General features: G+C 75.7%; 6 protein-coding genes. All 6 read right to left on the minus strand.

The window, feature by feature from the left end; translation table 11 throughout:
* Positions 1-17: 17 nt before the first annotated feature.
* From CXR44_RS16150 to CXR44_RS16175, 6 genes are read right to left on the minus strand one after another with little or no spacing between them, the layout of a single operon-like run.
* On the minus strand, positions 18-1,307 hold the full coding sequence (locus CXR44_RS16150; protein ID WP_101786846.1) for an MFS transporter: 1,290 nt from the start codon (positions 1,305-1,307) through the stop codon (positions 18-20).
* Positions 1,288-5,232 (minus strand): amino acid adenylation domain-containing protein, encoded by a 3,945-nt coding sequence (locus CXR44_RS16155; protein ID WP_101786847.1) that lies wholly within the window; start codon positions 5,230-5,232, stop codon positions 1,288-1,290. The genes CXR44_RS16150 and CXR44_RS16155 overlap by 20 nt, the downstream gene beginning before the upstream one ends.
* Entirely contained in the window at positions 5,229-12,008 is a 6,780-nt protein-coding gene (locus CXR44_RS16160; RefSeq protein WP_101786848.1) for a non-ribosomal peptide synthetase, read from the minus strand. The genes CXR44_RS16155 and CXR44_RS16160 overlap by 4 nt, the downstream gene beginning before the upstream one ends.
* Positions 12,005-15,346 carry a non-ribosomal peptide synthetase gene (locus CXR44_RS16165; RefSeq protein ID WP_180903459.1) on the minus strand — a complete coding sequence of 1,114 codons (3,342 nt, stop codon included), beginning with the start codon at positions 15,344-15,346 and terminating at the stop codon, positions 12,005-12,007. Before CXR44_RS16165 ends, CXR44_RS16160 begins: the two co-directional genes overlap by 4 nt.
* Positions 15,347-15,360: 14 nt before the next feature.
* On the minus strand, positions 15,361-15,552 hold the full coding sequence (locus CXR44_RS16170; RefSeq protein ID WP_101786850.1) for an MbtH family protein: 192 nt from the start codon (positions 15,550-15,552) through the stop codon (positions 15,361-15,363).
* Between the two features lie 2 nt (positions 15,553-15,554).
* Positions 15,555-21,143 carry a type I polyketide synthase gene (locus CXR44_RS16175; protein ID WP_101786851.1) on the minus strand — a complete coding sequence of 1,863 codons (5,589 nt, stop codon included), beginning with the start codon at positions 21,141-21,143 and terminating at the stop codon, positions 15,555-15,557.

A 21,143-nucleotide genomic window follows, 5' to 3' on the forward strand; every position in this document is an offset into this window, starting at 1 on the left:
GGGCCCGTCCGTCCTCGTCAGGCGCTGATGGGCGCCTCGGGGATGGCGCGCATCCTCGGGATGGGCGACAGCGCGAGCACGGCGATGGGGACCAGGGCGCCGACGAGGGCGGCGACGAGCACGACGGGGCGCATGCCGAACGCCTCCCCGAGGAGTCCCGCGGCGAGGGCGCCGAGCGGCGCGGGGACGAGCCCCATGGCCCAGATGGTGGCGATGACGCGTCCGGTCAGCTCCCGGGGGGTCGCCGTCTGCAGGACGGTGATGTTGTTGACGACGAAGACCTGGGTGCACAGGCCGACGAGAAGCTGGGAGACGACCAGCATGGCCACGGCGAGCCAGACGGGACCGCCGGCCAGCGGCACGAGGATCAGGGCGCTGTTGCCGACGACGGTGGACCACAGCATGGTGGGGCCGGGACCGAAGCGGTTCATGGCGCGGATGGACAGCCAGGCGCCGATGACGGCGCCGACGCCGCCCACGGCGAGCACGCCGCCGACCCAGGTGGCGGGGAGGTCCACCCCGTCCACGAGGTACGGGATGTACAGGGTCTGCAGGATGCCGATGTCGAAGAAGGAGTAGACGGCGCTGGCGATGGCGAGGGGGCGGATGAGCGGCTGGCCCATGACCCAGCCGAGCCCGTGGCGGATGGCGGTCAGCATGCCGGCGCCGCCGTCGGGCGCCGGAGGCTCCTCGCGCTTGCGGATGGTGAGGAGGGCGACGGCGGAGGCGATGTAGCTGGCGACGTCCACGAGGATGACGAGCGGGGCGGAGCGGGCGGCGATCAGCAGGCCGGCGAGGCTGGGCCCGGCCGCCTTGGAGATGGAGTCGCTGAGCTGCAGGTGGCTGTTGCCCTGCCCGAGGTGCTCGGGCGCGACGAGCGTCGGCAGGTAGGAGCGGTAGGCGATCTCGAACAGCACCCCGAAGACGCCCATGACGAAGACGACGACGTACAGCCACCAGAGGGTGAGGACGTCCAGGAGGAAGAACACCGGGACGGTGGCGAGCATGAGGGCGCGGACGCCGTCGCTGACGATGAGCACCGGCCGCCGGCGCATCCGGTCGACCCAGACGCCGACGACGAGGAAGAGGACCATCGGCAGCCGCGCGAGGGCGCCGAGGATGCCCATCTCGGCGACCGAGGCGCCCAGCATGAGGAACGCGACGACGGGCATGGCCAGCACGGTCACCTGAGAGCCGACGAGCGACAGGCTCTGCCCCGCCCACAGCTTGAGGAAGTCGTGGTTCTTCGTCAGCGTGGCGGGCTCCGCGGCGGGGTGGGTGCTGGGGTCAGTGCTGGGTGAGGCCATGGTCAGTGTGCTTCCTCAGCTCGGCGGCGGCGTGGGCGACGCGGGGTTCGTACATGACGGTGAAGCGTTCGCCGTGGATGGGCGAGATGTGCAGGTTTCCGGTGGCGACGGCGCGCCATCCCATGTCGTCGGGCGGCGCCCCCTCGGTGGTGGGTGAGAACAGCAGCAGGTCGCCGTCGTAGGGGTCGTGGCGGTAGTGGCCGACGGCGTGCGCGTTGGCGCGGAAGACGTCCACGAAGCGGCGGGCCTGGTTGAGGTCGGCCGTGTCGGGCTGGAGCGTGTCGGCGCGCGCGGCCGCGTCGATGACGGCGAGCAGCCGCTGCTCGGGGTCCATCCGGTGCAGGTCGTCGAGGTCCACCTGGACCCGGCCGCCGGCGAGGGCGTGGGTGAGCAGGACGGCGTCGTCCTCCAGCGAGGCGCGCAGCACCGGCTCGTCGGCGTCGGAGTAGAAGAGGACGACGAGAGGGACCTGGTGGCCGAGGCCGCGCAGGCGGCGGGCGACCTCCAGGGCGATGTTGCCGCCGATGCAGTAGCCGCCGAGGACGTACGGGCCGTGCGGGCGGGTGGCGAGGAGGTGCGCGGTGTAGTCGTCGACCATGTCGGCGAGGGTGGCGTGCGGTTCCTCCCCGGGTGCGAGCCCGGCGGCCTGGACGGCGTAGACGGGCTGGTCCGCGCCGAGATGGCGGGTGAGGGGGAGGTAGCGGAAGACCTGGCCGCCGAGGGCGTGGAAGAGGAAGACCGGAGGGCGGTTGCCGTGCGGGTTGAGGGGGACGATCCGCTGGGGCGGGGCGTCGTTGTCGTCGGGACGGCGCAGCTCGGCGGCGAGCCTGGCGACGGTGGGGGCGGTCAGGACGGTGGACAGGGGGACGGTGCGGCCGAGCTCCTTGCGCAGGCGCATGGTGAGGCGCAGGGCGAGCAAGGAGTGGCCGCCGAGGGCGAAGAAGTCGTCGTGGACGCCGACGGCGTCGACGCCGAGGGTGTCCTCCCAGAGGGTGGCCAGGCGGGCCTCGAAGGGGTCGCGGGGCGGAAGGTAGGGGGCGCGGCCGGCGGCGGTGTCGGGTACGGGCAGCGCGGCGCGGTCGAGCTTGCCGTTCGCGGTGACGGGCAGGGCGTCCAGGGTGATCCAGAAGGCGGGGATCATGTGGTCGGGCAGCTGCGTGCGCAACCGGGCGGCCAGGGCGTCGGTGTCGGGCGGCTCGACGCCTTCGGGGACGACATACGCGGCGAGGCGCTGGTCGTGGAGGGTGACGACGGCCGCGCGGACGCCGGGCTGGGCCAGCAGGTGGGTCTCGATCTCACCGAGCTCGACGCGCTGGCCGCGGATCTTCACCTGGAAGTCCGACCTGCCGAGGTAGTGCACCTGGCCGTCCGGCAGCCGGCGGGCGAGGTCGCCGGTGCGGTAGAGGCGGCTGCCGGGCGGGCCGTACGGGTCGGGGACGAACCGTTCGGCGGTCAGGCCGGGGCGGCCGATGTAGCCGCGGGCGAGCTGGACGCCGCCGAGGCAGAGTTCGCCGGGAGTGCCGATGGGGACGCGGTGCCCGGCGGGGTCGAGAATCTCCAGGCGGGTGTTGGCGATGGCGTGACCGATCGGGATGACGCTCTCGCCGGGGGCGCAGGGGTGCCAGGTGACGTCGACGGCGGCTTCGGTCGGCCCGTACAGGTTGTGGAGCTCGGCGGCGGGGAGCCGGTCGTGGAAGCGCTGGGCGAGGTCGGGGGCGAGCGCCTCGCCGGAGCAGATGACACGGAGGGGGCCGTCCGGCAGGTCGGTCTCGTCGAGGAAGACGTCGAGCATGGAGGGGACGAAGTGGAGGGTGGTGATCCGCCGGCCGGAGATGAGGGCGGCGAGGTGACCGCTGTCCCGGTGGCTGTCCGGCGGGGCGACGACGAGCCGCGCTCCGGTGATGAGGGGCCAGAACAGCTCCCACACGGACACGTCGAAGGAGAACGGCGTCTTGTGCAGGACGCGGTCGTCGGGGGTGAGGCCGAAGGTGTCCTGCATCCAGTGCAGCCGGTTGGCGATGGCGCGATGGGAGACCGCGACCCCCTTCGGCCGGCCCGTCGACCCCGAGGTGAAGATGACGTACGCCAGGCTGTCGGGATGCACCGCCACGTCCGGCGGCCCCACGTCCTCCGCTCCGGACGCGGCGCTCGCGTCGGCGTCGGCGTCGGTGTCGGTCTGGGTGTCGGCGCGGTGGACGGTGATGCCGGGGGGCAGCAGGTGGGCGGTGGCGGCGTCGGCGAGCGCCGCGCGGGCGCCCGCCGCGTCGAGCATGTAGGCCAGCCGGTCGGGCGGCAGGGCGGGTTCGAGGGGCAGGTAGGCGGCGCCGGCGCCGAGGATGCCGAGCAGGGCGGGCAGCAGGTCCGGGCCGCGGTCCAGGCAGACCCCGACGACGTCGCCGGGGCGCGTGCCGGTGGCCCGCAGCCGGGCGGCGAGGACGCGGGCGCGGGCGGTGAGCTGCCGGTAGGTGAGCCAGGTTCCGTCGAAGCAGACGGCGGGCGCGTCGGGGCTGCGATCGGCCTGCTCGGCGATGAGCCCGTGCAGGGTGGCGGCCGGGTAGGGGCGGACGGTGTCGTTCCAGCGGTCGATGGCGGCGCTGTCGTCCACCAGGTACGCGGCGCTGGGGCGGGGGTCCGTGTCCGGGGCCGCGGCCTGGTTCAGGGCGGTGAGGTAGTGGTCGGCGACCTGGCGGAGCTGGCCGGCGGCGAACTGGGTGCGGTCGTAGGTGAGGGTGAGGTCGAAACCGCCGTGGTGGCGTGAGCGGGTGAAGCCGGTGGTGAGGGGCAGGTCGGTCTGCTCGAAGAAGTCCTGGTCGACGATGTCGACACCGGGCATGCCCTGGTAGACGTGGAAGTCGCGGTAGTCGAACAGGACGTCGAGCAGGGGTGAGCGGCCGGCGGCGCGCTGGATCTCGAACAGCGGGTACTGCCGGTGCGGCAGGAGGGCCACCTCGGCGTCGAAGACCCGGCGGACGAGCGCGGCCCAGGTGGGCACGGCGGTGTCGACCCGCAGGGGGACGGTGTTGAGGAACAGGCCGAGGACGTCCGCGCCGGCCTCGCTCTCGGGGCGGCTGTGGGTGACCAGCCCGGTCATGACCTCGGTGTCGCCCGACAGGAGGGCGACGACGCGCAGGTGGGCGGCGAGCAGCACGGTGCGCAGCGGCACGGCGAGCTCGCGCGCCGTCCGCCGCAGCCGTTCGAGGAGATCGGGGTCGAGGGGCCGGCGCAGGACCTCGACGGTGCGTTCCCGCCCCGGGGTGTCGGGCTCGGCCGGGCGGGGGATGCGCGTGTCGGGGGCGTCCGCGACCTGGTCCCGCCAGAAGCGCTGCGCGTCGGGCGAGGCGACGGCGGCGCGCTCGGCGGCGACGAGGTCGCGGAAGGCGGCCGGCGGCGGGGTGGCGGGCAGCGGGTCGTGCCGCGTGTGGGCGTGGTAGCGGCGGAACAGCTCGGTGATGAGGGCGGCGACGCTCCAGCCGTCCAGGATGGCGTGGTGGAAGCTGAGGCTGAAGGCGAACTGCTCGCCGGGCAGCAGGTGCACGTGGGTGCGGGCCAGGGGCGGGCTCGCCCAGTCGAAGGGGCGGCGCTTCTCCTCCTCGGCCCAGGCGCGGATGCGGTCGCGGGGGCTGGGGTCGGCCGTGAGGTCGGTGACCTCCAGCGGGATGGCGGCGGCCCGGTGGACGAGCTGGAGGGGCTCGCTGAAGCCGGTCAGGTCGAACGAGGTGCGCAGGACGGGATGCCGGGCGGTGACCTCGGCGAGTGCGGCGGTGAGGGCGTCAGGGTCGAGGCGGCCGCGCAGCGTGATGGTGGTCAGGTCGTGGTAGGTGGGCGCGTCGGGCTCGTAGGCGCTGTGGTAGAGCATTCCCGCCTGGAGCGCGGCGAGGGGGTAGGCGTCCTCCAGACCGTGCGCCGTCTGGGTGGTGAGGGTCATCGCGCGCCGCCTTCCAGCATTCGGGCCAGGTCGTCGGGGTTGAGCAGGGCGAACGGGGTGGATGCCGCGGGTGGCGGTGGGGGGCCGGTCTCGGCGGGGGCGAGCCGCTGGGCGAGTTCGGCGATGGGCTGGTGCAGGAAGAGCTGTTCGAGCCGGACGGCGTAGCCGGCGTCGCGCAGGCGGGCCACGACCTTGAGGCTGCGGATGCTGTCGCCGCCGACGGCGAAGAAGTTGTCCCGGGTGGAGACGTCGGTGAGGCCGAGGACGTCGCGCCAGGCGTCCGCGACCGCGTGCTCGGCGGGGGTGCGGGGCGCGCTGGGCGGCGCGGCCGTGGCCGTGCCGGGGCGAGGCAGGGCGTTGCGGTCGAGCTTGCCGCTGCGGGTGACCGGCAGGGCGTCGAGGTGGACCCAGCTGGTGGGGATCATGTGGTCGGGGAGCTTGTCGCGCAGCAGCCCCGCCCAGTGGCCGGGGTCGGCGGGCGCGCCGGGGACGGGGACGACGTAGCCGGTCAGCCGCAGGCCGGCGCTGTCGGGTGTGGTGTGGACGGCGGCGGCGCGGACGCCGGGCAGTGCGGCGAGCGCGGCCTCGACGTCGCCGAGTTCCACGCGGATGCCGCGGATCTTGACCTGGTGGTCGGTGCGGCCGAGGTATTCGACGGCGCCGTCCGGCCGGCGGCGGGCGAGGTCGCCGGTGTCGTACAGGCGGCTGCCGGGCGGGCCGTACGGGTCGGGGACGAACCGTTCGGCGGTCAGGCCGGGGCGGCCGATGTAGCCGCGGGCGAGCTGCACGCCGCCGATCCAGAGCGTCCCCGGCACCCCCAGGGGCACCCGGTGCATCCGCTGGTCCAGGATCTCGACGCGGGTGTTGGCGATGGCGTGCCCGATCGGGACGGCGCTCTCGCCGGGGGCGCAGGGGTGCCAGGTGACGTCGACGGCGGCTTCGGTCGGCCCGTACAGGTTGTGCAGGCGGACGTGGGGCAGGGCGGCGGCGAACCGGTCGGCGAGGTCGGGGGTGAGCGCCTCGCCGGAGCAGATGGCGGTGCGCAGGCGGGGCAGCCGCTTGGCCAGGTCCGGCTCGTCGAGGAAGGCGTCCAGGAGCGACGGGACGAAGTGCACGGTGGTGACGGCCTCGCTGTCGAGGAGGTCGGCCAGGTAGGCGGGGTCGGTGTGGCCGTGCGGGCGGGCCACGGTGAGCTGCGCTCCGGTGACGAGGGGCCAGAACAGCTCCCACACGGACACGTCGAAGGAGAACGGCGTCTTGTGCAGGACGCGGTCGTCGGGGGTGAGGCCGAAGGTGTCCTGCATCCAGTGCAGCCGGTTGGCGATGGCGCGATGGGAGACCGCGACCCCCTTCGGCCGGCCCGTCGACCCCGAGGTGAAGATGACGTACGCCAGGCTGTCGGGATGCACCGCCACGTCCGGCGGTCCCGCGTCCTCGGCGGCGATCGCGTCGGCGTCGCGGTCGAGCAGCAGAGGCGTGACGTCGCCGGGCAGGTGGGCGGCGGTCCGGCCGGTGGCGATGACGAGGCGGGCTCGGGCGTCGCCGGTCATGGCCTGGAGCCGGTCGCGCGGGTGGTCGGGTTCGAGGGGGAGGTAGGCGGCGCCCGCGGTGACGACGGCGTGCACGGCGACGACGAGGTCGGGGCCGCGGTCGAGGCAGACCCCGACCACCTGGCCGGGGCCGGCGCCGAGGGCGCGCAGGCGGCGGGCGAGGCGGTTGGTCCTGGCGGCCAGGTCCCCGTAGGTGATCCAGCCGCGCTCGCCGGGCCGGCCGGGGATGTCGTGGCCGAGGGCGGCGGCGTGGGGGGTCAGCCGGGCCTGCGCGGCGAGCAGGGCGGGGAGGGTGCCGGGCCGTCCGTCGGGGGGCCGGGTGGTGGCGTTGGCGGAGGCGATGGTGCGCTCCTCCGCGGGCGTCAGGAGCGGGGCGTCCGTGACGGGCTGCCCCGGGTGGGCCAGGACGTGGCCGAGAAGCGCCCGGTAGTGGTGGGCGAAGCGCTGCATGCGGTCGTGGTCGAACAGGTCGGTGGCGTAGTGCAGGACGGCCGTGAGCCGGTCGCCGGACTCCTCCATGATCAGGTGCAGGTCGGCCTGGGTGACGCCGGGGTCGACGTCGAGGGTGCGCAGGCGGACGCCGGCGACCTCCGGAGGCGCCGGCGGCACGTTCTGGTAGGCGAACATGACCTGGAAGAGGGGGTTGCGGGTGAGGTCGCGTTCCTCGGCGAGCTCCTGGACGAGCAGTTCGAACGGCAGGCCGGCGTGGTCGTGGGCGTCGAGGACGCGTTCGCGGGTGCGGCGCAGCAGCTCGTCGAGGGTGGGGTCGCCGGCCAGGTCGCCGCGCAGGACGAGGGTGTTGAGGAACAGGCCGGCCAGGTTCTCCACGGCGGGGTGGGTGCGGCCCGAGACGGGGGTGCCGATGGGGATGTCGGTGTGGCCGGTGTAGCGGGCGAGCAGGGCCTGCAGCGCGGCGAGCAGCACCATGAACGGGGTGGCGTGGTGGCGGCGCGCGCAGGCGTGCACGGCCGCGACGGTGGGGGCGTCGATGGTGAAGGTGAGGCGGCGCCCGCGGTGGTCGGGCAGGCCGGTCCGGTGGCGGTCGGCGGGCAGGTCGAGGGTGGCGGGCAGGCCGGCGAGGGCGTCCTTCCAGTAGGCGAGGGCGGGACCGTGTCCGGAGGCGGCGGCGTGCTGCCAGGCGGCGAAGTCCCGGTAGCCGGCCGGCAGGTCGGGCAGGCCGGACGGCCGCGGCTTCCCGGTGGTGCGGGCCTGGTAGAGGGCCATGAGGTCGCGCAGCAGGATGGACAACGTCCACCGGTCGGCGATGACATGGTGCAGGGTGAGGAAGAGGTCGTGCTCGCCGGGGGCCCGGGTGACGAGGAGGGCGCGGGCGAGCGGGCCCCGCGCCAGGTCGAAGCGGTGCCGGGCCTCCTCGTGGCCCGCCGAGGCGGCGGCGCCGGGGTCCGCGGTGAGATCCCGCACGGTGAGGCGGGGCCGGTGGGCGCCTTCGCGGAGGCGCGGTTCGCCGCCGTCGCCGGTGATGACGAGGCGGAGCGCGTCGTGCCGGTCGACGAGGTCGTCGAAGGCCGCGGCGAGGGCCGCGGGGTCCAGCGGGCCGGTGAGGCGTTCGGCCCAGGCGATGTTGTAGGCGGGGTTGCCGGGGTCGAGCTGGTCGAGGAACCACAGGCGGGTCTGGGCGTGGGTCGGCGTGACGGGGCCGTCGCCGGCGCGCGGGACGGCGGTGGCGGACGCCTGGGGGGCGGCGGGGATCAGCGGGGCCAGGCCGGCGATGGTGGGGGTCTCGAAACAGCGGCGCAGCGGCACGTCGATGCCGTAGGCGTCCTTGAGCCGGGCGATGAGCCGGAGGGCGAGCAGGGAGTGGCCGCCGAGGGCGAAGAAGTCGTCCTCCCTGCCGATGTCGTCGCGTTGGAGCAGTTCGGTCCAGAGGCCGTGGAGGGCGTGCTCGGCGGGCGTACGGGGCGGCAGCCGGTGCGGTGCGGCGGTCGCGGGTCGCGGGGGCGGCGGCAGGGCGGCGCGGTCGAGCTTGCCGCTGGGCAGCACCGGGAGGGCGGCGACGGGGACGAACGCGGCCGGGATCATCGCCTCCGGGAGGCGGGCGCGCAGGTGGGCGCGCCACTCCCCCGCCGTCGCCGCCTCCTCGCCGCCCGAGCCGGTGTCCGGGCCGGTGTCGGAGGCGGTGTCCGGGCCGGTCGGCTCCACGTACGCCACCAGGCCGCGGCCGCCGGGGGCGTCGTCGCGGACGATGACGACCGCGCGGTGGACGCGCGGGTGCTCGGCGAGGACCGCCGCCACCTCCCCCGGTTCGATCCGCACGCCGCGCACCTTCACCTGGTCGTCGGCGCGGCCGAGGTACTCCAGCGACCCGTCGGCACGACGGCGCACCAGGTCCCCCGTCCGGTACAGCCGGCCGCCCGACCCGCCGAACGGGTCGGGGACGAACCGTTCGGCGGTCAGGGCCGGGCGGCCGTGGTAGCCGCGGGTCACGCCGGCGCCGCCGAGCAGCAGTTCGCCGGGCACGCCGACGGGGACGGGGTGCAGGGTGGCCGGGTCGACCACGTGGGCGGTGGTGTTGGCGACCGGGGTGCCGATGGACGCGCGGGCGTCTCCGGTGACCCGGTGCCCGGTGGACCAGATGGTGGTCTCGGTGGGGCCGTACAGGTCCCACAGGTCGTCCGTGACGGCCAGCAGCTTGGCGGCGAGCGGCGCGGGGAGCGCCTCTCCCGTGCTGACGACGCGCGGGACGCGGTGGGCGAGCGCGGGCAGGAGCGTTTCGAGGACGGAGGGGGTGGCCTGGACGGTGTGCAGGTCGCCGGCGCGGACGCGGTCGTGGACGGCGGCGAGGTCGGCGGTGGAGGCGACCACGACGGTGCCGCCGGTGGTGAGGGGGCCGAAGATCTCGGCCATGGCGATGTCGAACGACAGCGACGTGAGGAACAGGTAGCGGTCCCCCGCGGCGAGGCCGGGGCGGTCGCGCAGGTCGGTCAGCAGGTTGACGAGGCCGCGGTGGGGCACGACGACCCCTTTGGGGCGGCCGGTGGAGCCGGAGGTGTAGATGAGGTAGGCGGCCTGGTCCGGGTGGGTGGGGGGCGGGGCGAAGCCGGCGGGGCCGGCCTCGTCCGGCGGGTCCGGCGGGGCGTCGAGGAGGGTGCGGGGCAGGCCGGCGGGCAGGCGGTCCTGCAGGGCGCCGACCGTGACGGCCAGCATGGCGCCGGAGTCGGCGGCGATGTCGCCCAGCCGGTCGGCCGGATGGGCCGGGTCCAGCGGCACGTAGCAGCCGCCGGCCTTGAGCACCGCGAGCAGCGCCACGACCAGGTCGGGAGTGCGGGGCAGGCAGACGCCCACGCGGGTCTCGCGGCGCACGCCGAGCCGCCGCAGCCGCGCGGCGAGCCGGTGCGCGCGGGCTTCGAGCTCGGCATAGGTGAGCCGGCTCCCGCCCGCCGACCCGCCCGCCGTCCCGCCCGCCGTCCCGCCCGCCGTCCCGCCCGCGGTCCCGCCCGCGGTCCCGCCCGCGGTCCCGACGGCAGGCGCGGTGGCGGGCGCGGCGCCAGGCGCGGTGGCGGGCGCGGGGGGCGCGGGCTCGGCGGCGGGTCGGGTGGGCTCGACCGCGATGCCGTCGGGGGTGCGGGCGGCCTGCGCGGCGACGAGCTCGTGGACGCCGCCGCCGGGGTGGGCGGTCGGCGGCGGGCCGCTGAGGCGGAGGGTGGCGTCCCGTTCGCGGGGGTCCATCAGCGGCAGGTCCGACAGGCGCAGGGCGGGGGCGGCGACGGCCGCAGCCAGGAGCGTGCGCAGGTGGCCGGCCAGGCGTTCGGCGCGGTCGCGGTCGAACAGGTCGGTCGCGTAGTCGAGGACGCACAGCAGCGACCCGTCGGGCCGTTCCTCGACGATGAGGTCCAGGTCGAACATGGCGGTGCCGGGGTGCACGTCGAGGCGGCGCAGGGTCAGTCCTGGCGCCCCGGTGGGCAGCGGCGGGGTGTTCTGGTACGCGAGCATGACCTGGAACAGCGGGTTGCGCGACAGGTCCCGCCCGGTGGCCAGCTCGTCGACCAGCGTCTCGAACGGCAGGCGGGCGTGCTCGAAGGCGTCGAGGGCGCGTCCGCGGGTGCGCCGCAGCAGCTCGGCGAACGTGGGGTCGCCGGACAGGTCGCCGCGCAGGACGACGGTGTTGAGGAACAGGCCGACGGTCCGGTCGAGTCCGGCGTGGGGGCGCGCGGAGACGGGGGTGCCGATCGGGATGTCGGTCTGGCCGGTGTAGCGGGCGAGCAGGGCCTGCAGGGCGGCGGCCAGGGCCATGAACGGGGTGGCGCGTTCGGCGCGGGCGAGGTCGCGCAGCCGGGCGGCGAGCGGGGCGTCCAGGTCGAACAGGAGCCGGTCGCCCCGGTGGGTGGCGACGGCGGGGCGGGGCCGGTCGGCGGGCAGGTCGAGGGCGTCGGGCAGGCCGGCCAGCGTGTCGCGCCAGTGCGCGAGGTCGTCCCCATGGGGCTGATGGAGGCTCCACGCGGCGTAGTCGGCGTAGTCGACCGGCGGCTGGGGCGGGTGCGCGCCCGCGTACAGGTCGAGCAGCTCGCCGAGCAGGATGGTGATGGACCAGCGGTCGGCGAGGATGTGGTGGACGGTGAGCAGGAGCAGGTGCCGGTCGGCCGCGAGGCGGATGAGGCGGGCCCGGGTGAGGGGCCCGGAGGCCAGGTCGAAGCGGTGGCGGGCCTCGTCGCGGGCGGCGGCGTCGGCCAGGGCGTCGGCCTCGGCGTCGGTCAGGGTGTCGGCCAGGGTGTCCAGGCGCAGGGTGGGCCGGACGGGCCCGGGATGCTGGCGGGGTTCGCCGTCCTCGACGGTGATGACGTGGCCGAGGACGGGGTGGCGGTCGACGAGGGCGTCGAACGCGGCGGCCAGCGCGGCGGCGTCGAGGGGCCCGTCTACGCGGTACGCCCAGGACAAGGTGTAGGCGGGGTTGCCGGGGTCGAGCCGGTCGACGATCCACAGGCGGCGCTGGGCGGCTGACAGGGGCGCCGGCGCGGCCGGGTCGGCGCGGCGCGGGATGACCGGGCCGCCCTCCGGCCCCCGCGCGGCGCCGTTGTCCGGGCCGCCCTCCGGACCCCGCGCGGCACCGTTGTCCGGGCCGCGGTTGGCGGGGTGCCGCGCCGTGTCGGCGGGGACGGCCTGGGCGCCGGGGCCGGCCCGCCGGCCCGCCGCGAGGCGGGCCCCGAGGGCGGCGCGCTGTTCGGGGGTGAGCCGGGCCAGGCGTTCACGCGCGCGGTCCACGTCGGTCACCGGTCCTCCTCTAGCAGTTCCAGCAGGTCCGCGTCGGTCAGTTGGCGGTGCAGCACGGCCACCGCCTGCTCCTCGACGGTGGCGGCGTCGAAGACGAGGCGCAGGGGGAGGTCCACGTCGAACGCGTCGTTGATGCGGCCGATGAGGCGGACGGCGAGCAGGGAGTGTCCGCCGAGGGCGAAGAAGTCGTCGGTGGCCCCGACGCGGGGACGGCCGAGCAGCTCGGCCCAGATGGCGGCCAGGGACTCCTCCAGCGGGGTGCGCGGCGCGACGTGACCGGGGCCCGCGTCGGGGGCCGGTGGCGGGAGCGCGGCACGGTCGAGCTTGCCGCTGGGCAGCACCGGCAGGACGTCGAGGTGGACGAACGCGGCGGGGATCATCGCCTCGGGGAGGCGGGCGCGCAGGTGGGCGCGCCACTGCCCCGCGTCGCCCGCCCGGCCGTCGTGGGTGGTGAGGTAGGCGACGAGGCCGCGTCCACCGGGCGCGTCGTCGCGTACGGTCACGGCGGCGTGGCGGACGGCGGGGTGCTCGGCCAGGACGGCGGCGATCTCGTCGGGTTCGATGCGCACGCCGCGGATCTTGACCTGGTGGTCGACCCGGCCCAGGCACTCGATGGTGCCGTCGGGGTGACGGCGGGCGAGGTCGCCGGTGCGGTAGAGCCGCCCGCCGGGCGGACCGAACGGGTCGGGGACGAACTTCTCCGCCGTCAGGGCGGGGCGGCCGTGGTAGCCGCGGGTGACGCCGTCACCGCCGAGCAGCAGCTCCCCCGGTACGCCCACGGGGACGGGCTCCAGGTGGTCGTCGACGACGTGGGCGGTGGTGTTGGCCAGCGGGGTGCCGATCAGCATGGTGGGCGGGGCCGGCGGGACCCGCCAGGCGGTGGACCAGATGGTGGTCTCGGTGGGCCCGTAGAAGTTCCACAGGTCCGGGGTGACCTCGTGCAGCCGGGCGGCCAGGTCGGTGGGCAGGGGTTCGCCGCCGAGGATCAGGTGCGGGACGCCGCGGGGCAGGTCGGCGTGGACGAGGCCGGCGACGGACGGGGTGAGCTGGACCAGGTCGGCGTGCTCGGCGGCGCGGCGCAGCTCCTTGGGGACGCGGGAGGCGTCGTCCGGGGCGAGCAGGAGGGTGCCGCCGGACAGCAGCGGGGTGAAGATCTCCAGGGCGGCGATGTCGAACGACAGGGACGTCGCCAGCAGGGCGCTGGCGGGGCCGAGGCGGCGGATGACGTCGGTGACGAGGTTGACGACGCCGCGATGCGGCACCTCGACCCCTTTGGGGCGGCCGGTGGAGCCGGAGGTGTAGATGAGGTAGGCGAGGTGCCCGGGTGTGACCCGCGGCGGAGACCCGCCGTCCTGATCCCGGTACGGGTCCGGATCCTGGGGCGGATCGTCGAGCAGGAGCGCGGGCGGGCGGGCGGCGGGCAGCCGGTCCAGCAGCTGGGAGCAGGTGACGAGCAGGCGGGCGCCGGAGTCGGCGAGCAGGTGGGCGAGCCGGTCGGGCGGGGAGGCGGCGTCCAGCGGCACGTAGCAGCCGCCCGCCTTGAGCACGGCGAGCAGGGCGACGACGAGGTCGGGGGTGCGGGGCAGGCACAGCGCGACGCGGGACTCGGGACGCACGCCGAGCCGTCGCAGGCGGCGGGCCAGGGCGTCGGCGCGGGCGTCGAGCTCGGCGTAGGTGAGGTGGGCGCCGTCCACGGTGCGGACGGCCACGGCGTCGGGGTCCAGCGGCACGTAGCAGCCGCCCGCCTTGAGCACGGCGAGCAGGGCGACGACGAGGTCGGGGGTGCGGGGCAGGCACAGCGCGACGCGGGACTCGGGACGCACGCCGAGCCGTCGCAGGCGGCGGGCCAGGGCGTCGGCGCGGGCGTCGAGCTCGGCGTAGGTGAGGTGGGCGCCGTCCACGGTGCGGACGGCCACGGCGTCGGGGGTCGCGGCGGCCTGGCCGGCGACCAGGTCGTGCAGGCAGCGGTCCGGGTAGGGGGCGGCGGTGTCGTTCCCGGTGGTCAGCAGCTGACGGCGCTGCTCGGGGGTGAGCAGCGGCAGCCGCGACAGGGGCAGGGCGGGGTCCGCGGCGACGGCGGTGAGGATGAGCCGGTAGGCGGTGGCGAGACGTTCGACGGTGGCGGGGTCGTACAGGTCGGTGGCGTACTCGATCCAGACGCCGGCCCCGTCGGCGGTCCTGATGACGTCGAAGGTGAGGTCGAGCTGGGCGGTGCCGTTGGCGAACTGGCCGCGCTCGCGCATCGGCAGCAGGTTGAAGCCGACCTGGTGCAGGGGCGTGCGGCTGGGGTCGCGCCGGGGCTGGAGGGCTTCGACGAGCCGGTCGAAGGGGACGTCGGCGTGGTCGAGAGCGTCCAGGACGGTGGCGCGGACCCGGGCCAGCAGGTCGGTGAAGGCGGGGTCGCCGGACAGGTCGGTGCGCAGCACGAGCGTGTTGATGAACATGCCGATGAGCGGCTGCACCTCGGGCAGGTCGCGGCCCGCGACGGGGGTGCCGACGGCGATGTCGTGGGTGCGGGCATGTCGGGCGATGAGGGCTTTGAGCGCCGCCAGCAGCACCATGAACAGGGTGGCACCCTCGCGGCGGGCGAGCGACTCGAGGGCGTCGACGAGGTCGGCGGGCAGGTGGAGGTGGTGCTCGGCCCCGTCGTGGCCGCGCACGGGCGGCCGGGGGCGGTCGGTGGGCAGGCCGGTGTCGGCCGGCAGCCCGGCCAGGCGGGCCCGCCAGTAGGCGAGCTGCTCGGTCAGCACGCCGCCGTCGAGGTGGCGGCGCTGCCAGTCGGCGTAGTCGGCGTACTGGACGGGCAGGTCGGGCAGGCTGGGCGGGCGCCCGCGCGCGTGGGCGTCGTGGAGCTCGTGCAGCTCGGTGACGAAGTTCGTGGCGGAGCGGGCGTCGAAGACAGCGTGGTGGACGACGAGGACGAGCCGGTGCGCCGGCCGCCCCGGGTCCGGCGTGCCGGGCAGGCGGACCAGGCGGGCGCGCCAGAGCGGGGCCCGGTCGAGTCGGAACGGGGTGCGCGCGTCGGCGCGGGCGATGGCGTGGAACCGCTGCTCGGCCTGGTCGGGTGGCAGGTGGGCGAGGTCGGTGTGCTGGAGGGTGACCGGCAGGTCCGCGTGGACGACCTGCACGAGCGCGCCGTCCTCGGTGGTCAGGGCGGTGCGCAGGGTCTCGTGGCGGCGGACGATCTCCCGCAGGGCGTGCGCGCAGCGGTCGTGATCAGTGTCGGGCAGCTCGATCACGGCGTTGACGTGGTGGGCGGGCGCGTCGGGGTCGAGCTGGGTGAGGAACCACAGGCGTTGCTGTGCGTACGACGCGGGGAAGACGTATGTGCCGGTCACCCGGGGTTGCCCTCCTACTCCCCCATGGCCTCGCGCAGGCTGCGCGGGCGCATGTCGGTCCAGACCTGTTCGATGTGGTCGAGGCAGGTTTGCTTGGGTCCGTGGACGCCGGTGTCGTGCCATCCCTGCGGCAGGGGCCGTTCGGCGAACCAGATGGAGTACTGCTCTTCGTCGTTGACCACGACCTTGTAGTGGCCGTCGCGCATGTTCAGGCCCTTTCGGTGCGAGGGAGCCGGGTGATGGTGGGGCCGGTCGTGCCGGCCGGGGTGGTGCCGGTGGCGCCGGAGCGGAGTTCTTCGACGAGGGCGGCCATGCCCGCGACGGTCGGCACCTGGAACAGGCTGCGCATGGGCAGCCGGACGCCGATCTTCTTGCGGATCAGGGCGATGAGCTGCACGGCGACCAGCGAGTTGCCGCCCAGCTCGAAGAAGTCCTGTTCGACGCTGACCTGGCGGGCGCCGAGGACCTCGCCCCACAGCCGGGCGAGCGCGGCCTCCAGGTCGTTGCGGGGGGCGACGTGGTCGTCGCCGGCGTCGGGGCCGCCGTCTCCGGTCGCGGCGGCGGCGTCGAGGTCGCCGGCGACGGTGTCGTGGGTGAGGTCGCGTACGCCGGCGACGAACTCGTCCAGGCGGGTGGCGTTGACGACGACCTGCGGGCCGAGGTGGGCGGCCAGCAGCCGGCGGAAGGCGTCGGCGCCGTCGGCCGGGGAGATGCCGCGCCGGGCGCCGTCGATGTCGAGGGCGTTGCCCGCGGCGGCGGACTCCTCGTCGACGGCCGGTTCGGCGGCGGTGTGGCGGGCGCCCTCGCCGACGGTCTGGGTGACCGCCTGCTTGTCGATGCGGCGCAGCACGAAGTCGGAGATGGCGACGACGGGGTGGCCGGCGTCGTCGTAGAGGGTCAGGTCGGCGGCGAGGACCTCGTCGCCTCCGGTGTCGCGCAGGCGGGCGTGGCTCCACAGCCGGGCCGGCAGGGGGGCGTGCAGGGTGACGCGGCCGTAGCCGAGCGGCAGGTAGCTGTGCTCGCCGGTGACGGCGATGTAGGCGGTGGCCTCGTCGAGCAGCGCGGGGTGCAGCGGCAGCCGGTCGAGGTCGGCGCTGACGTCGGGGCCGGCTTCCAGGCGGGCGAGCTGTTCGCCGGCGCCGTGGTGGACGGCGCGCAGGCTGCTCCAGCGCGGGCCGAAGGTGACGAGCCCGGAGGCCGAGGCGAACGGGCTCGCTCCGTCGCCCGTGCCGTCGGCGGTGTAGGTGCAGCGGGCGCGGATGTCGGCCAGGGTGTCCGCGTGCCGGTCGGCGGGCGCCCAGGCGGCGGCTCCCCTGGCGTGCTGGGTGGTGTGGCCGGCGGCGACGCTGACGATCTCGAAGTCCATGCCGTCGCCCGCGGGGGTGAGCAGCACCCGGAGTTCGGCGGTGGCGTCGTCGGCCACCGGGAGGGGGGCGACGAAGGCGACGTCGCGCAGTTCGACCACGTGCCCGGGTCCGGGGCTGGGCACGGCCGCCTCGAACGCGGCGCGGGCGGTCTCCAGGTAGCCGGTGCCGGGCATGACGGGGACGCCGGCGACGCGGTGCTCGTCCAGCAGCCAGTGCGTGGCGGGGGCGAGGGTCCCGGTGTACCAGGGGTGGCGGCCGGTCGTCTCGTGCCGGTGGCCGAGGACGGGATGGTCGACCTGCACGATGCGGTCGCCGCGTTGCAGGGCGCGGAAGGCGGCGGGGGCGGCGATCTCGGCGGCCATGCCGACCTCGAGCCAGGCTCCCCAGTTGACGGACAGGACGGTGCCGGGCCAGGTGACGGCGTGGGCGTCGAGGTAGTTGTTGGCGGCGCAGTAGTCGACCTGCCCGAAGCCGCCGGCGACGGCGGTGACGGAGGAGCAGAGCAGGACGAAGTCGAGCGGCAGGTCGCCGAACGTCTCGCGGAGCGCCAGCGTGCCGGCGATCTTGGGGGCCATGACCTGCTCGGCGGCGTGACGCTCCTTGACCTCGGCCATGCCGCCGCCGGGCAGTCCCGCGGCGTGCACGATGCCGTCGACGCGGCCGAACCGGTCGAGTGCCTGCTCGCGGACGCGGCGCAGGGCGGCCGGATCGGTGACGTCGGCGGCGACGACGAGCACGTCGGCGCCGGCCGACTCCATGCGGCGGATGGCGGAGACGGCGCGGCCCTGCCGGTCGGCGGCGCCGTCGAGGGCGTCCCATTCGGCGCGAGGAGGCAGTCCGGAGCGGCCGATCAGGACGAGGCGGGCGCGCAGCCGGTGGGCGAGGTCTTCGGCCAGGGTGAGGCCGATGCCGCCGAGGCCTCCGGTGATGAGGTAGACGCCTTCGGCACGGAGCCGCGCGGGCGCCCGCCCGGGGTCGTCGTCGCCGGCGGGGAGCGGGAGGGGCTGGTAGCCGCGCAGCCAGCGGGTGTGGCCGCGCAGCGCGACCGGCGAGGGGGGTTCGCCGTACGGCGGGTCGGCGGGGTCCGCGGCCAGTTCGGCCAGCACGGCGTCGAGGTGGCCGAGCGCCTCGCCGGGGTCGAGGTCGATGTGGCGGGCGGTCAGCCAGCGGGCCTCCAGGGGGACGACCTTGGCGATGCCAGCGACGGTGGCGTGTTCGGGGCGGTGCAGGTCGGCGCCGGTGACCTGCTGGGTGCCCGCGGTCAGGACGTCGAGGTGGACGCCGCCCGGCTCGGCCTGGGCGAGAGCCTGGACGAGGGCGAGGAGGGAGAAGAAGCCGAGGTCCTGCGCGGCCTCGGTCTGCGGTATGCCGGCGGCGGGGGCGCCGTCGAGGGCCCAGGCGTGGATGACGCGGTCGGGGACGCCGGTGTCGGCGACGAGCCGGTCGTAGTCGTCGCGCTCGCCCGGCCGGAGGGTGACGCCGCGGGCGGGGTCGCCCGCCTCGTAGCGGTCGCCGGGGACGACGCGGACCACGTCGGCGCCGGCCGCGCGGAGGGCGTCCAGCAGCGGTTCGGCGGCCGGGCCGGCGAACGCCAGGCAGCGGGCGCCCGACAGCCGCGCCGCGAGGTCCGCGGCGGCGGCCCCGGTGACGGGCCTGGGTTCCTGCCGCCATGCCGGGACGGAGAACCACTCCTCCACCGGCAGCGCGCCGGTGCGCGGGGCGCGCGGGTAGACCAGCTCGGGGTCGAGGGGCGTGTCCACCCAGTGGCGGGCCCGCTCGTAGGGGTAGTGCGGCAGCGGCACGCGGCGGGCCGGTCCGGCGGGTGCCCCGGTGTCGAGCGGTACGCCCGCGGTCCACAGGGTGCCCGCCGCGGCGTACAGCACCTCCAGGTCCGTCCTGCCCTCGGCGGGGCCGGGCAGGCTGGGCAGCGGGGCGGGGCCGGTGCGGGGCAGCTGGGTGCGGGCCAGGCCGGTGAGCTGGCGGCCGGGGCCGCATTCGACGAGCCGCCACTCGCCCTCGGCGGCGAGGGTGGCCACGCAGTCGCCGAAGCGGACGGCTTCGCGCAGGTGGCGGGTCCAGTAGGCGGGGTCGGTGGCCTGTTCGGCGGTGATCCAGGTGCCGGTGACGTTCGACAGGAACGGCAGGGCGGGGGCGTGGCGCGCGGCCCGGGCGACGGTGTCGTGGAAGTCGGCGAGGACGGGGTCCATCATCGCCGAGTGGAAGGCGTGCGAGGTGCGCAGTTTGGTGTGCTGGACGCCCTCGCCGGTGAGGCGGGCGGCGAACTCGTCCACCAGGGGGGTGGGTCCGGCGACGACGCAGGTGCCCGGGCCGTTGATGGTGGCGATCGACAGCCCGTCGGGCAGCCGGTCGCGCACCTCGTCGGCGTCCTGCCGGACGGCCAGCATGGAGCCGGGCGGCACCGACTGCATGAGGCGGCCGCGGGCGGCGACCAGGCGCAGCGCGTCGGGCAGGTCGAACACGCCGGCGACGGTGGCGGCGACGTACTCGCCGACGCTGTGACCGATCATGGCGGCGGGTTCGACGCCCCAGGAGCGCCACAGCCTGGCGAGCGCCCATTCGACGGTGAACAGCGCGGGCTGGGTGAGCGCGGTCTGGCGCAGCCGCTCGTCGGCGTCCTGACGGGCGTCGGGGCCGGGGAACAGCAGGGTCCGCAGGTCCAGCCCGGCGAGCTCGTCGCGCAGGAGGTCGGCGCACTCGTCCACGGCGGCGGCGAAGACCGGTTCGGCGCGGTACAGGCCCGCTCCCATGCCGGCGTACTGGGCTCCCTGGCCGGAGAACAGCCAGGCGACGCGGGGGGTGCCGGCCTTGCCCTTGATGAGGCGCCGGGTGTCGGCGAGGGCGGCGACGGCGTCGGCGGGGTCGGTCGCGACGACGGCCGCGCGGTGGGGGAAGACGCGGCGGCCGGTGCGCAGGGTGTGGGCGACGTCCGCCAGGTCGATCTCGCGGTCCGTGAGGTGGTCGGCCAGGCGGCGGGCGGCGGCCTCCAGCGCGGCGGGGGTGCGGGCCGACAGCTGCAGCAGGTGGGCGGGGCGCGGCTCGGCGGACGGCAGCGGCGGGGGCGGCGCCTGCTCGACGATGACGTGGGCGTTGGTGCCGCCGATGCCGAAGCTGCTGACGCCGGCACGGCGGGGGAAGCCGTCGGTCTCCCACTTGGTGAGGGTGGAGACCACCTGGAAGGGGTTGGTGCCGAAGTCGATGCGCGGGTTGGGGGTGGAGTAGTTGAGGCTGGGCGGCAGCAGGCCGTGTTCGATCGCCAGGACGGTCTTGATGAAGCCGGCGATGCCGGCGGCCGGGCCCAGGTGGCCGATGTTGGTCTTGACCGAGCCGATGCCGCACCAGCCGGCCTGGTCGGTGCCGGCGCCGAACACGCTGGACAGGGCGGCCACCTCGATGGGGTCGCCGAGGGACGTGCCGGTGCCGTGGGCCTCGACGTAGGTGACGGTGCGCGGGTCGATCTGGGCGACGCCGAGCGCCTGGGCGACGGCGGTGGCCTGGCCTTCGGCGCTGGGCGCGGAGAAGCCGACCTTGGTGGCGCCGTCGTTGTTGATGGCGTTGCCGATGACGACGGCCCGGATGTGGTCGCCGTCGGCGACGGCGTCGGACAGCCGCTTGAGCACGGCGATGCCGCCGCCTCCGCCCCAGATGGTGCCCTGGGCGGCGGCGTCGAAGGCGCGGCAGTGCCCGTCGGGGGCGTAGATGCCGTCCTGGTGGTACTGGTAGCCCCACTCGGCGGGCATCTCCAGGGAGGCGCCGCCGGTGAGCGCCATGTCGCACTCGCCGGCGCGCAGCGCCTCGACGGCCAGGTGCAGCGCCACCAGGGAGGAGGAGCAGGCGGTGTGGGTGGTGAGGCTCGGGCCGCGCAGGTCGAGTTTGTAGGAGACGAGGGTGGCCAGGTAGTCGGGGTGGTTGCCGGTGTAGACGGCCAGGTTGCCGACGGAGGCGAACACCTTCTTGTTGGGGCGGATGTACATCCACTGGTACTCGTCGGAGCCGATGGTGCCGTACACGCCGATCTCGCCGCCGTAGCGGGCGGGGTCGTAGCCGGCGTCCTCGAGGGCGCTGTTGGCCAGTTCCAGGAACATGCGCTGCTGGGGGTCGCGCAGTTCGGCCTCGCGGGGTGACATGCCGAAGAAGGCGGCGTCCAGGGAGCCGTAGTCGGCGGCGATGGAGGCGGCCGGGACGAAGGTGGGGTCGTCGAGGAGGTAGTCGGGGACGCCGAGCTCCTCCTGCTGCTCGCGGGTGTAGAAGGTGACGGACTCGACGCCGTCGACGAGGTTGCGCCAGTAGGTGGGCACGTCGGGGGCGCCGGGCAGACGGCAGGCCAGCCCGACGACCGCGATCGGCTCGACCCCGTCGGCGGCGGTGGCGTCGTGCTCGTGGTGGTCCTCGTGGGGCGTGGCAGCGGTCAT

Origin of the sequence: Nonomuraea indica (assembly GCF_002850745.1) — a bacterium.
In the GTDB taxonomy this organism is placed as follows: domain Bacteria; phylum Actinomycetota; class Actinomycetes; order Streptosporangiales; family Streptosporangiaceae; genus Nonomuraea; species Nonomuraea indica.

What these genes read in the sequence shown, in the direction of transcription:
- CXR44_RS16175 (WP_101786851.1), bottom strand. Translation starts at nt 21,143, where the DNA reads ATGACCGCTGCCACGCCCCACGAGGACCACCACGAGCACGACGCCACC.
- CXR44_RS16170 (WP_101786850.1), bottom strand. Translation starts at nt 15,552, where the DNA reads ATGCGCGACGGCCACTACAAGGTCGTGGTCAACGACGAAGAGCAGTAC.
- CXR44_RS16150 (WP_101786846.1), bottom strand. Translation starts at nt 1,307, where the DNA reads ATGGCCTCACCCAGCACTGACCCCAGCACCCACCCCGCCGCGGAGCCC.
- CXR44_RS16155 (WP_101786847.1), bottom strand. Translation starts at nt 5,232, where the DNA reads ATGACCCTCACCACCCAGACGGCGCACGGTCTGGAGGACGCCTACCCC.